Source organism: Bacteroides sp. 43_46 (genome assembly GCF_001915455.1).
In the GTDB taxonomy this organism is placed as follows: domain Bacteria; phylum Bacteroidota; class Bacteroidia; order Bacteroidales; family Bacteroidaceae; genus Bacteroides; species Bacteroides caccae.
Map to the genome: position 1 here is coordinate 23,111 of NZ_MNQN01000098.1, position 14,520 is coordinate 37,630.

Annotated in this window: 8 protein-coding genes and 1 pseudogene; 8 read left to right on the plus strand and 1 reads right to left on the minus strand. The window is 43.2% G+C overall.

The window, feature by feature from the left end; genetic code table 11:
• Positions 1-453: 453 nt before the first annotated feature.
• From gltB to BHV72_RS08000, 4 genes are all read left to right on the plus strand, one after another.
• Positions 454-5,001 (plus strand): glutamate synthase large subunit, encoded by a 4,548-nt coding sequence (gltB, locus tag BHV72_RS07985; RefSeq protein ID WP_286855566.1) that lies wholly within the window; start codon positions 454-456, stop codon positions 4,999-5,001.
• A gap of 69 nt (positions 5,002-5,070) precedes the next feature.
• Positions 5,071-6,417 carry a glutamate synthase subunit beta gene (locus BHV72_RS07990; protein WP_005675684.1) on the plus strand — a complete coding sequence of 449 codons (1,347 nt, stop codon included), beginning with the start codon at positions 5,071-5,073 and terminating at the stop codon, positions 6,415-6,417.
• Between the two features lie 4 nt (positions 6,418-6,421).
• Positions 6,422-8,089, plus strand: coding sequence for an asparagine synthase B (gene asnB, locus BHV72_RS07995; RefSeq protein WP_055171495.1), 1,668 nt, complete (start codon positions 6,422-6,424; stop codon positions 8,087-8,089).
• A 178-nt stretch (positions 8,090-8,267) separates the two neighbouring features.
• A complete protein-coding gene (locus tag BHV72_RS08000; protein WP_286855567.1) occupies positions 8,268-9,035 on the plus strand; it encodes a glycerophosphodiester phosphodiesterase family protein in 768 nt (255 codons plus the stop codon).
• Positions 9,036-9,250: 215 nt separating this feature from the next.
• Here the strand turns inward: BHV72_RS08000 and BHV72_RS08005 are convergent, their stop codons facing one another.
• Entirely contained in the window at positions 9,251-9,547 is a 297-nt protein-coding gene (locus BHV72_RS08005; protein ID WP_005675680.1) for a thioredoxin family protein, read from the minus strand.
• A gap of 413 nt (positions 9,548-9,960) precedes the next feature.
• Here BHV72_RS08005 and dapF point away from each other — a divergent pair, with 413 nt between their 5' ends.
• From dapF to BHV72_RS08025, 4 genes and pseudogenes are all read left to right on the plus strand, one after another.
• Complete coding sequence (gene dapF, locus BHV72_RS08010; protein ID WP_005675679.1) at positions 9,961-10,773, plus strand: diaminopimelate epimerase; 813 nt, start codon at positions 9,961-9,963, stop codon at positions 10,771-10,773.
• Positions 10,774-10,831: 58 nt separating this feature from the next.
• Positions 10,832-12,064 (plus strand): LL-diaminopimelate aminotransferase, encoded by a 1,233-nt coding sequence (locus tag BHV72_RS08015; protein WP_005675678.1) that lies wholly within the window; start codon positions 10,832-10,834, stop codon positions 12,062-12,064.
• Positions 12,065-12,104: 40 nt separating this feature from the next.
• Positions 12,105-12,227: pseudogene (locus tag BHV72_RS08020) on the plus strand (hypothetical protein); the annotation flags it as partial.
• A gap of 61 nt (positions 12,228-12,288) precedes the next feature.
• Complete coding sequence (locus tag BHV72_RS08025) at positions 12,289-14,478, plus strand: glutamine synthetase III family protein (RefSeq protein ID WP_005675674.1); 2,190 nt, start codon at positions 12,289-12,291, stop codon at positions 14,476-14,478.
• Positions 14,479-14,520: the final 42 nt, after the last annotated feature.

Below are 14,520 nucleotides of genomic sequence, written 5' to 3' on the forward strand. Positions count from 1 at the left end.
GAAAACAACATAGTTTTCGATGATACTTCAGCCCTTTTATTAGGCTGGGAAAGGCTTTTCTTGTACCAATATAGCCTACCATTCCACGCACATTATAGCGTTTTTATTTTGGTTGCAAATATACATATTTCAAATAACATAAAGATTATAAATTCGATATTTATTTGACAGAAACGCACAAAAAAGTTGCAAATACATCAAAAAGTTAAATAATATATTATTTTTAGCTCAAAAAGAAACAAATTACAATCATCTTAAAATAATAGGCAACAGACTAACAATTTAAAAGCAATGCCAACGATTTTGATTACAAATTAAAAGAATATAGAATAGGCTTCTCATTTCGTGTCATAGAAATGATAGAATTTAGTATCATTATGAAATTAAATTTTTAATTTTGCCAAACATTTTGATACACCAAACAGGTATTATCATACAATAAAGATAGTAAGAATGAAGAAACAAGAACTTTTTAACAACAGAGCAAAAGGATTCCCTTACCAACGACATCCCAAACAGCCGGGCCTGTACGATGCGGCATACGAACATGATGCCTGCGGTGTTGGTATGCTGGTAAACATTCACGGAGAAAAGTCACACGACATTGTTGAGTCGGCTTTAAAAGTATTAGAGAATATGCGCCACCGCGGTGCCGAAGGTGCAGACAACAAAACCGGGGACGGTGCAGGCATTATGTTACAAATTCCGCATGAGTTTATTTTATTGCAGGGTATTCCCGTTCCGGAAAAGGGACGTTATGGCACCGGTCTGCTTTTTTTACCGAAAAAAGAGAAAGACCAGGCAACTATTTTGAGCATCATTATTGAGGAAATCGAAAAAGAAGGACTTACGCTGATGCATCTGCGTAATGTACCTACTTGCCCGGAAATTCTGGGAGAAGCGGCTTTGGCTAATGAACCGGATATCAAACAGGTATTTATCACGGGATTTACTGAGACAGAAACTGCCGACCGCAAACTGTATCTGATCCGTAAAAGAATAGAAAATAAAGTCAGAATGTCAGCCATTCCGGCGAAAGAGGATTTTTACATCGTTTCGCTCTCTACAAAAAGTATTATATATAAAGGTATGCTTTCGTCATTGCAGCTACGGAACTATTATCCCGACCTGACGAACAATTACTTCACCAGCGGGTTGGCTTTGGTGCATTCCCGTTTCAGTACTAACACTTTCCCGACATGGGGATTGGCACAACCTTTCCGCCTTTTGGCACACAATGGTGAAATCAATACGATTCGCGGCAACCGCGGGTGGATGGAAGCTCGCGAAAGTGTACTCTCCTCTCCCACTCTCGGGGATATCAAAGAGATCCGTCCGATTATACAGCCGGGCATGAGTGATAGCGCCTCATTGGACAACGTGCTGGAGTTTTTGGTAATGTCAGGATTGAGCCTGCCTCACGCAATGGCAATGCTTGTGCCGGAGTCTTTCAATGAGAAGAACCCTATCAGTGAAGATTTGAAGTCCTTTTATGAATATCATTCCATACTAATGGAACCTTGGGACGGACCGGCTGCCTTGTTATTCAGCGACGGACGCTTTGCCGGTGGTATGCTCGACCGTAACGGTCTGCGCCCCGCCCGTTACCTGATTACCAAAAATGATATGATGGTGGTTGCCTCAGAAGTCGGTGTAATAGATTTCGAACCGGGAGATATCAAAGAGAAAGGACGGCTGCAACCGGGTAAAATTCTACTGGTTGATACGGAAAAAGGCGAAATATTTTATGACGGTGAGCTGAAGAAACAACTGGCGGAAGCAAAACCGTACCGTATCTGGTTGTCTACAAACCGTATCGAACTGGATGAATTGAAAAGCGGACGCAAAATGCCTCATCATGTAGAGAATTACGACCGGATGCTCCGTACTTTCGGTTACTCAAAGGAGGATATCGAGAAACTGATTATACCCATGGCAAGTACCGGAGCCGAACCGATTCATTCAATGGGTAACGACACTCCGCTGGCTGTACTCTCGGACAAGCCGCAGTTGCTTTACAATTATTTCCGCCAGCAATTTGCCCAAGTGACAAATCCGCCAATTGACCCGCTACGCGAGGAATTGGTGATGTCATTGACGGAATATATCGGAGCAGTCGGTATGAATATTCTGACACCTAGTGAAAGCCATTGTAAAATGGTACGTCTGAATCACCCGATCCTAAGCAATACACAGCTGGATATCCTTTGCAATATCCGCTATAAAGGTTTTAAGACTGTCAAACTGCCGATGTTGTTTGAAGTAGCCAAAGGGAAAGCCGGATTACAGGAAGCACTGACCGAACTTTGCAAACAGGCGGAGGCCTCCGTAACAGAAGGAGTAAACTATATCGTCCTGACAGACCGGAATGTAGATGCCACTCATGCAGTGATACCTTCACTTCTGGCAGTGAGTGCCGTTCATCATCATTTAATTTCTGTAGGGAAACGCGTACAGACAGCGCTGGTTGTGGAAAGCGGTGAAATACGTGAAGTGATGCACGCTGCATTATTGCTGGGATTCGGAGCAAGCGCCCTAAATCCATACATGGCTTTTGCTATTCTTGATAAGTTGGTAAAAAACAAAGATATCCAACTAGATTATGCCACGGCAGAGAAAAACTACATCAAGTCAATCTGCAAGGGACTTTTCAAGATTATGAGTAAAATGGGTATCTCTACGATCCGTTCTTACCGGGGAGCAAAAATCTTTGAAGCTATCGGTTTGAGTGAAGAACTGAGCAAAGCATATTTCGGAGGACTAGGTTCACCGATTGGAGGTATCCGATTGGAGGAGGTAGCTAGAGATGCCATTGCTTTCCATAATGAAGGATTTGCAGCAGAGGCAGGCGGATTATTACCGAATAAAGGTTTGTATTCTTTCCGTAAAGACGGAGAAAAACATGCCTGGAATCCTGAAACAATCAGTACATTACAGTTGGCCACCCGTTTGGGTAGTTACAAGAAATTTAAGGAATACACTTACTTGGTAGATGAAAAGGAAAAACCTATTTTCCTGCGCGATTTCTTAAATTTCCGTCGTAATCCGATTTCTATCGAACAGGTAGAACCGGTGGAAAGCATCTTACGCCGCTTCGTTACGGGTGCCATGTCTTTCGGCTCTATCAGCAAGGAAGCACATGAAGCAATAGCTATTGCCATGAATAGGATCCACGGACGCAGCAATACGGGTGAAGGGGGTGAAGATGCTGCCCGTTTCCAGCCGTTACCTGATGGAAATTCCATGCGAAGTGCTATTAAACAAGTAGCTTCCGGCCGGTTTGGCGTGACGACAGAATATTTGGTAAATGCAGATGAAATACAGATTAAAATTGCCCAAGGAGCCAAACCGGGCGAGGGCGGACAACTTCCCGGATTCAAAGTGAACGATGTGATTGCCAAAACACGTCACTCTATTCCGGGAATTTCGCTGATTTCTCCTCCTCCCCACCACGACATTTATTCTATCGAAGATTTGGCTCAACTGATTTTTGATTTGAAGAACATAAATCCACAAGCAAAAATCAGCGTGAAACTGGTAGCGGAAAGTGGCGTTGGAACAATTGCTGCCGGTGTGGCAAAAGCGAAAGCGGACTTGATTGTGATCTCCGGAGCGGAAGGCGGTACAGGGGCTTCGCCCGCTTCTTCTATCCGTTATGCAGGTATCTCTCCCGAACTGGGATTAAGCGAAACACAGCAGACATTAGTCTTGAACGGACTTCGCGGACAGGTAGTACTGCAAGCCGACGGCCAGTTAAAAACCGGACGAGATATTATCCTAATGGCATTAATGGGAGCCGAAGAATACGGTTTTGCCACTTCCGCCCTCATCGTACTAGGTTGCGTGATGATGCGGAAATGTCATCAAAATACTTGTCCGGTTGGAGTTGCCACCCAGAATGAGGAACTGCGCAAACGCTTCCATGGCCGTAGCGAATACCTAGTAAATTTCTTCACTTTCCTGGCACAGGAAGTCCGGGAATATCTGGCTGAAATGGGATTCACAAAAATGGACGACATCATCGGACGGACTGATTTGATTGAACGTAAGTCGGGGACGGACGACCCGAATCCGAAGCACGCATTAATTGATTTCACAAGATTACTGACACGCATTGACAATAGTGCAGCTATCCGCCACGTCATTGACCAGGACCATGCTATTTCTACTGTAAAGGATGTGACGATTATTGATGCAGCTCAGGCGGCTATTGAATATGAGAAAGAGATTTCTCTGGAATATACGATAGCTAATACCGACCGTGCTATCGGCGCTATGCTTTCCGGCGTCATCGCCAAGAAGTATGGAGAAAGAGGATTACCGGAACATACGTTGAACGTGAAATTCAAAGGCTCGGCAGGTCAGTCATTCGGTGCATTCTTAGTACCGGGAGTTAATTTCAAACTGGAAGGCGAGGCTAACGATTATCTGGGAAAAGGGTTAAGCGGTGGTCGTATTGCCGTACTCCCTCCTATCCGTAGCAACTTCGAAGCTGAAAAGAATACGATTGCAGGCAATACGTTACTTTATGGAGCTACAAGTGGTGAAGTGTATATCAACGGACGTGTAGGTGAACGTTTTGCTGTACGTAATTCCGGTGCAGTAGCCGTAGTAGAAGGTGTAGGCGATCATTGTTGCGAATATATGACTGGAGGACGTGTGGTGGTTCTCGGACAGACAGGACGCAACTTCGCTGCCGGTATGAGTGGTGGGGTAGCGTATGTATGGAATAAGGAAGGAAACTTTGACTATTTCTGCAATATGGAAATGGTAGAACTTTCACTGATTGAAGAAGCCAGTTACCGAAAAGAATTACACGAACTGATTCGTCAACATTACTTATATACAGGTTCGAAACTGGCACGTACCATGCTTGATGACTGGAATCATTATGTCGATCAATTTATCCAGGTAGTGCCTATCGAGTACAAAAAAGTGCTACAGGAAGAGCAAATGAGAAAGTTACAACAAAAGATTGCAGATATGCAAAGAGACTATTAACCGACAACCGGCAGATGCCGGAGCCAGGTTTCCATGCGGGACTAAAATTAAACTTAAAACTTAAAGAAAATGGGAGATCCTAGAGCTTTTTTAAATATACCTCGACAGGAAGCGGGATACCGCCCTGTGAACGAACGAATCACTGATTACAGCCAGGTAGAACAAACATTGAATACAAACAGCCGCAAGTTACAGGCTTCTCGCTGTATGGACTGTGGCGTACCCTTCTGCCACTGGGCATGCCCGATAGGGAATAAACAACCGGAATGGCAGGACGCTTTATTCAAAGGGAAATGGAGAGAGGCATACGAAATCCTATCGTCCACCTGTGACTTTCCTGAATTTACGGGGCGTATTTGTCCAGCCCTTTGTGAGAAGTCTTGTGTACTAAAACTTTCATGTGACCAACCTGTGACGATTCGCGAAAACGAAGCGGCTATCGTTGAAGCAGCTTTTCGTGAAGGATATATACAAATACAGACCCCGGAAAGAAACGGAAAGAAAGTAGCGGTTATTGGTGCCGGTCCTGCCGGACTGGTCGTGGCCAATCAACTCAATCTAAAAGGATATTCAGTAACCTTATTTGATAAGAACGAAGCTCCCGGCGGATTGCTACGTTTCGGTATTCCCAATTTTAAACTGGATAAGAATGTGATTGACCGGCGCATGAATATCTTAACTGCGGAAGGAATCAAGTTTGAAATGGGAGTAGAAATTGACGTCAATCATTTACCGGAGGGATTCGACGCTTACTGCATCTGTACGGGAACACCGGCAGCACGCGATTTAAGTATTCCGGGACGGGATTTGAAAGGTATTTACTTTGCACTTGAAATGCTGGCCCAACAGAATAGGATTCTGGAAGGACAAACTTTCTCCAAAGATAAATTAGTGAATGCCAAGGGCAAAAAGGTACTTGTCATTGGTGGTGGAGATACGGGGTCGGATTGCATCGGAACTAGTGTGCGCCAAGGAGCAACCAGCGTAACGCAGATTGAGATCATGCCCCAGCCACCCGTGGGACATAACCCGTCTACCCCCTGGCCGCAGTGGCCGGTAGTCCTCAAGACTACTTCCAGCCATGAAGAAGGTTGCATACGCCGCTGGTGCCTCACTTCCAATCAATTCCTAGGAAAAAATGGGAACGTAACAGGTGTGGAAGTGGAAGAAGTAGAATGGATTCCGGCAACAGACGGAGGACGTCCGACACTGAAACCTACCGGGAAAAAAGAGGTGATCGAGGCAGATATGGTATTGCTGGCCATGGGATTCTTAAAACCGGAACAACCGAATTTTGCCGATAATGTATTTCTTGCCGGAGATGCTGCTACCGGAGCCAGTCTGGTGGTACGCGCCATGGCAGGAGGACGAAAGACGGCTGCGGAAATAGATACTTATTTAACAACTAAAAATTAAAGTTATGTGTGGAATAGCAGGTATACTCAATATAAAAGCTCAAACCAAGGAGCTAAGAGATAAAGCATTGAAAATGGCTCAGAAAATCCGTCACCGCGGACCGGACTGGAGTGGTATCTATGTAGGTGGAAGTGCGATTTTGGCACACGAACGCCTTTCAATTGTCGACCCGCAAAGTGGAGGGCAGCCTTTGTACTCTCCCGACCGGAAACAAGTACTTGCCGTAAACGGTGAAATCTATAACCACCGGGAAATCCGTACCCGATATGCCGGAAAATATGATTTTCAGACGGGAAGTGATTGTGAAGTTATTCTTGCCCTTTACAAAGACAAAGGCATTCACTTTTTGGAAGATATCAGCGGAATCTTTGCATTCGTTCTCTACGATGAAGAAAAAGATGAATTTCTGATTGCCCGTGACCCAATTGGCGTCATACCTTTATATATAGGCAGGGACAAAGACGGGAAAATATATTTCGGCAGCGAGCTGAAAGCTCTTGAAGGATTTTGCGATGAGTATGAATTATTCCTTCCGGGACATTACTATTACAGCAAGGAAGGGCAAATGAAACGTTGGTACGCACGCGACTGGACGGAATATGAAACTGTAAAAGACAACGATGCGAAAGCCGGCGATGTGAAAGAAGCATTAGAAGATGCCGTTCATCGCCAATTAATGAGTGATGTGCCTTACGGAGTACTTCTTTCCGGTGGCTTGGATAGTTCTGTTATCTCCGCCATTGCCAAGAAATATGCGGCCAAACGTATAGAAACAGACGGAGCAAGCGATGCATGGTGGCCTCAACTTCACTCCTTTGCTATCGGTCTGAAAGGTGCACCCGATTTGATAAAAGCACGTGAGGTTGCCGAATATATCGGTACCGTACACCACGAAATAAACTACACCGTGCAGGAAGGACTAGATGCGATCCGTGATGTTATCTATTTTATCGAAACGTATGATGTAACTACCGTACGGGCTTCCACTCCTATGTATCTATTGGCACGTGTCATTAAATCCATGGGAATCAAAATGGTGCTGAGCGGAGAAGGTGCCGACGAAGTTTTCGGAGGATACCTTTATTTCCATAAGGCTCCCACCCCACAAGCATTTCATGAAGAAACAGTACGTAAACTTTCTAAATTACACATGTATGACTGTCTTCGTGCTAATAAAAGTTTGTCAGCTTGGGGCGTAGAGGGACGTGTACCATTCTTAGACAAAGAGTTTCTTGATGTCGCAATGACGTTGAATCCGAAAGCCAAAATGTGTCCCGGAAAAAACATTGAAAAGAGAATCGTACGCGAAGCCTTTGCCGATATGCTACCGGAAAGCGTGGCATGGAGACAGAAAGAGCAGTTCAGTGACGGTGTAGGGTATTCCTGGATTGATACGTTAAAAGAAATAACCACTGCTGCCGTAAGTGATGAACAAATGGAAAACGCGGCCAGGCGCTTCCCTATCAATACCCCGCAAAATAAAGAAGAATATTATTACCGCAGTATCTTTGAAGAACATTTCCCCAGCGAAAGTGCAGCACGCAGTGTACCCAGTGTTCCCAGCGTAGCCTGCTCTACAGCAGAAGCGCTGGCATGGGATATCGCCTTCAAGAACCTGAATGAACCGAGCGGACGCGCAGTAAAAGGAATACATGAAGAAGCCTATACTTAACTGACGACAGAAAGAATCACAGAATCGGTTATTTCTGTTACTTTTTTGTAGTATTTCGATTCTAAATCCCAAGGATTAACGCAGATTAGCATATAATTGACTAATTTGCGTTTTCTTTTTTATAATTTTGAAGCCAAACCCAATTAAACCTATATAAACCCTTTAAAAGATAAAACGAATGAATTTAAAAAAAATGATGATAGGTTCCGCCCTTTTAATGGCTGCATGTTGTATGCAGGCGCAGACAAAAGCAATTGCTCACCGCGGTTTCTGGAAAACCCCGGGACCATCACAAAACAGTATTACATCACTTCTAAAAGCAGACTCTATCGGTTGTTATGGTTCAGAATTTGATGTTTGGCTTACTAAAGACAGCAAGTTAGTAGTCAATCATGATCCTGTGTACAAAATGAGACCTATGGAGTATTCTAAAGGAGACGCGCTCACTGGGTTGAAATTATCAAATGGAGAAAACCTCCCAAGTCTGGAGCAGTACTTAAAAGTCGGAAAAGAACATAATACTAAACTGATACTTGAACTGAAAGCACTTAACAGCAAAAAGCGCGAGACCAAAGCCGTTCAGGAAATTCTGGCTACGGTGAAAAAAATGGGATTAGAGAGCCGCATGGAATATATCACTTTCTCATTGCATGCCATGAAAGAGTTTATCCGCCTGGCACCTGCCGGCACTCCGGTATTCTATCTGAACGGTGAATTATCTCCGAAAGAATTAAAAGAACTCGGGGCTACGGGTCTTGACTATCACATGGGAGTGATTAAAAAACATCCCGAATGGATTAAAGAAGCTCATGACCTTGGTCTGAAAGTCAATGTGTGGACAGTGGACGAAGCCGAAGAAATGAAGTGGTTAATTGAACAGAAAGTAGATTTCATTACGACCAATGAGCCGGTTGTTTTGTTGGAAGAACTAAAAAAGAATAAATAAAACATACACATTCAATACTCTATCCTTCAACATTAATGAAACAGCCCGTTCCTTTAAAAGGAACGGGCTATTTCTCGGTGTCAAACGTATGGTTTCTTTTAAAGAAAAATGCAAACATATAAGAACTTAATTATCAATACACTACATTTTTCGTTATTTTTAATTGAGGAAGAAATTGATATTTCTATGCATACTTATAAAAGATTACAGTCCGATCACTTGAAATCATCTAATACATCTTTCAGTTCTTCCACTGTCAACTCCCCAACTTGTCTCCAGAGTTCATTTCTCTTATGTAATAAAAGAAAAGCCGGAATAGTATCTATGTTATGCGCATCGGCTATTGCCTTATCTTCTCCAACATTTACTCGTACTAATTCGATTGTCCTCTTCTCATAAGTACGGAGTACCGGCCCTATCCATTCGTAATGAGGCGACCAGTCCGCATAAAATACAACCAATACCAAATGATTGGTTCGTACTGCTGTTTCTAATTGTTTCTCTATATTCATATCTCTACATTTTTATATTAATATAGTGCTAGAACAATGAATACGGGAAAAGGTTCTTCAGAGTATCCGGCAAGCAATATGATAGTGAAATAAAGCTATCCGCTTTCATTTCGTCAAAACAAAAAGGAGTTTTTTCCTATTCTTATGACTAAATTTAAAGATTATCAAGGCTAATTATTCTTTATATATTATGAAAGTATATGCAAAACAATTCACCTAAATAACAGTTTATCAATATACATATATATATAATTTCAGATTATAACCAAACATAGCTATATACGAAACAATTGAAAGTTTACATAAAATAAATAGAGATTAGATATATATTTCAATAAAACATAAAGCAAAAAGTCATACCTTTGCATTGTAATAAAACAAAAGGATACAACAACCAGCAAATACAAGTCAAAATGACAAAAAAGATTAAGTTCACTAAAATGCATGGAGCAGGAAATGACTACATATATGTAGACACTACCAACTATCCGATAGCAGCTCCTGAAAAGAAAGCAATCGAATGGAGCAAGTTCCATACAGGAATTGGGAGTGACGGACTTATATTGATCGGAAACTCTGATAAGGCTGATTTCAGTATGCGTATTTTCAATGCAGACGGTTCGGAAGCGATGATGTGTGGTAATGGAAGCCGTTGTGTAGGCAAATATGTATATGAATATGGCTTGACTGATAAAACAGAAATCACTCTGGACACACTGTCGGGAATTAAAATTCTGAAACTTCATGTAGAAGGAAAAACAGTTACAGCAGTCACAGTAGATATGGGCAGTCCATTAGAAACAGGAGAAGTTCATTTTGAGGATAAATATCCTTTCCGATCAACCAGAGTATCAATGGGAAATCCTCATCTGGTTACTTTCGTGGATGATATTACCCAGATTAATTTGCCGGAAATCGGCCCTGAATTGGAGAATCATCATCTTTTCCCCGACAGAACCAATGTAGAGTTTGCACAAATTGTCTGCAAAGATACTATACGGATGAGAGTATGGGAAAGAGGTTCGGGAATTACTCAAGCCTGTGGGACAGGTGCTTGTGCTACCGCAGTAGCAGCCTTCATCAACGAGCTTACAGGAAGAAAAAGCGATATAATAATGGACGGTGGTACAGTCACCATTGAATGGGATGAAGCCTCGGGCCATATATTAATGACGGGACCGGCAACTAAAGTTTTTGACGGAGAAATTGAAGAAATCGAGGGTTGAGGGGTTGAAAATGAAGAATTAATAATAATAATTGATAGAAACTTAAAACAATAACCACATGGCATTAGTAAACGAACACTTTTTAAAATTACCGGGAAGCTATTTATTCTCGGATATAGCAAAAAAGATAAATACTTTTAGGATAACGCATCCCAAGCAGGACATCATCCGGCTAGGTATCGGCGATGTTACTCAGCCACTTCCCAAGGCTTGTATCGAAGCAATGCACAAAGCAGTAGAAGAACTAGCCGATAAGGATACATTCCGCGGATATGGTCCTGAACAGGGATATGATTTTCTAATTGAAGCAATTATAAAAAATGACTTTGCTCCGCGCGGTATTCATTTCTCCGCTTCAGAGATATTCATCAGCGACGGAGCAAAAAGCGATACTGGAAATATCGGAGATATTCTCCGTCATGACAACAGTGTCGGCGTCACAGACCCTATTTATCCGGTTTATATAGACAGTAACGTCATGTGCGGACGTGCCGGAGTATTAGAGGAAGAAACAGGTAAGTGGAGTAATGTAACTTATATGCCTTGCACAAGTGAAAATAACTTCATACCCGAAATTCCGGACAAACGGATAGATATTGTCTATCTCTGCTATCCGAATAACCCGACTGGCACTACACTGACAAAACCGGAATTGAAGAAATGGGTAGATTACGCTTTGGCAAATGACACGTTACTCCTGTTCGACGCTGCTTATGAGGCATATATTCAGGATGCGGATGTCCCCCACTCTATTTATGAAATCAAGGGAGCCAAGAAGTGCGCCATTGAGTTCCGTAGTTTTTCGAAGACGGCAGGATTCACCGGAGTGCGTTGCGGATACACTGTAGTCCCCAAAGAACTTACCGCCGCAACACTCGAAGGAGACAGAATCCCACTCAACAGACTGTGGAACCGCCGCCAATGTACTAAGTTCAACGGCACTTCCTATATCACTCAACGGGCGGCAGAAGCAGTTTACAGCGCAGAAGGAAAGGAACAGATTAAAGAAACGATTAACTATTATATGACCAATGCAGGAATCATGAAGGAAGGACTGGAAGCTAGCGGATTGAAAGTTTACGGAGGAGTCAACGCTCCCTATTTATGGGTGAAAACCCCGAATGGCCTTTCTTCATGGCGGTTCTTTGAGCAGATGTTGTATGAGGCCAACGTAGTCGGAACTCCCGGTGTAGGTTTTGGCCCCAGCGGCGAAGGCTATATCCGTCTGACGGCATTCGGTGAACGTAACGACTGCATTGAAGCCATGAGAAGAATAAAGAACTGGCTTTGAGCAGACATAGAATGGTTCTCTTATTATGATGTAAGAGGTGGCAGCAGGTATGGGATTCATCATCTTCAAAGTGCTCGACAAAGTCCACGGACTCCGCGTTCCGGCACGAGTTGAAGAAGAAAGGCTGGATATCTACGAACACGGAGAATCAGCATACAACTAACCATATAAGAGAACGTAATTATTTACTCTAACATATTTAACAACAAATCAAATTAGGTATTATGTCAAAACTAAGATTCAGAGTAGTAGAGACTGCTTTCAAGAAGAAAGCGGTTGAGGTAGCAACTCCTGTTGAACGTCCGTCGGAATATTTCGCCAAGTATGTGTTCAACAAGGAAAAGATGTTTAAATACCTTCCCAGCAAAGTGTATAATGCACTGATTGATGCTATTGATAATGGTGCTCCGCTAGACCGTAGCATTGCTGACGAAGTAGCTGCCGGCATGAAAAAATGGGCTATCGAAATGGGTGTCACTCATTATACCCACTGGTTTGCACCCCTGACCGAAGGTACGGCAGAAAAACATGATGCTTTTGTTGAACATGACGGTAAAGGTGGCATGATGGAAGAATTTACGGGCAAATTACTTGTTCAGCAAGAGCCGGATGCTTCCTCTTTCCCGAATGGAGGTATCCGTAATACTTTTGAAGCCCGTGGATATAGTGCCTGGGACCCTTCATCTCCTGCATTCATTGTAGATGATACTCTTTGTATCCCGACTGTGTTTATTGCATACACCGGCGAGGCCCTTGACTATAAAGCTCCATTATTGAAAGCATTACGTGCAGTAGACAAAGCAGCCGTAGACGTCTGCCATTATTTCAATCCGGAAGTGAAAAAAGTGGTTGCCTACCTTGGCTGGGAACAAGAATATTTTTTAGTTGATGAAGGTTTATATGCTGCCCGCCCTGACTTATTAATGACAGGACGTACCTTAATGGGACATGACAGTGCTAAAAACCAGCAGTTGGAAGACCACTACTTCGGTGCTATCCCCACCCGTGTAGCTGCTTTTATGAAAGAGCTCGAAATTGAAGCTCTGAAATTGGGTATTCCCGTAAAGACCCGTCACAACGAGGTTGCTCCTAATCAGTTCGAGTTAGCTCCGATATTCGAAGAATGTAACCTGGCAAATGACCATAACTTATTGATTATGTCATTGATGCGCAAGGTAAGCCGTCGACACGGTTTCCGTGTATTGCTTCATGAAAAACCATTTAAAGGTGTCAACGGTTCCGGTAAGCACAACAACTGGTCATTGGGTACTGATACGGGAATCTTATTAATGGGACCGGGGAAGACACCGGAAGACAATCTGCGTTTCGTGACATTTGTAGTAAATACGTTAATGGCAGTTTATCATCATAACGGGTTACTGAAGGCTTCTATCTCCAGTGCAACCAACGCCCACCGCTTAGGCGCCAACGAAGCACCTCCCGCAATCATATCTTCTTTCCTCGGAAAGCAGTTATCGCAAGTATTAGACCATATTGAAAACAGCACAAAAGACAATTTAATCAGCCTTAGCGGCAAACAGGGAATGAAACTGGATATTCCGCAGATACCGGAATTGTTGATTGACAATACAGACCGTAACCGCACCTCTCCTTTTGCCTTCACCGGAAACCGTTTCGAATTCCGTGCCGTAGGTTCCGAAGCAAACTGCGCCTCTGCAATGATTGCGCTGAACTCCGCAGTAGCAGACCAGTTAGCGAAGTTCAAGAAAGACGTGGACGCTCTAATTGAAAAAGGAGAACCGAAAGTTTCCGCTATCCTTGAAATCATTCGCGGATATATCAAAGAATGTAAAGCCATTCACTTCGACGGCAACGGCTACAGTGACGAATGGAAAGAAGAGGCTGCACGCCGTGGTCTGGATTGTGAAACGAGTGTTCCCGTTATCTTCGACAACTACCTGAAACCGGAAACAATTGCCATGTTCGAAGCTACCGGTGTAATGACAAAGAAAGAGTTGGAAGCACGCAATGAAGTGAAATGGGAAACCTACACGAAGAAGATCCAGATTGAAGCCCGTGTATTGGGTGACTTGGCTATGAACCACATTATACCGGTTGCAACCCAGTATCAGACGGATTTGATTAATAACGTCTATAAAATGCAATCCCTGTTTCCGGCAGAAAAAGCGGCGAAACTATCAGCAAAGAATCTGGAACTTATCGAAGAAATTGCTGACCGTACAGCCTTCATCAAAGAGCATGTAGACGCAATGGTAGAAGCGCGTAAAGTGGCGAACAAGATTGAAAGCGAACGTGAAAAAGCCATTGCTTATCACGACACGATTGTTCCGGCACTGGAAGAAATTCGTTATCACATCGACAAGTTGGAACTTATCGTTGACAACCAGATGTGGACACTTCCGAAATACAGAGAACTATTATTTGTAAGATAGAAAAAGAGAATGTCCGATGAAGAAGTTTTCATCGGACATAAA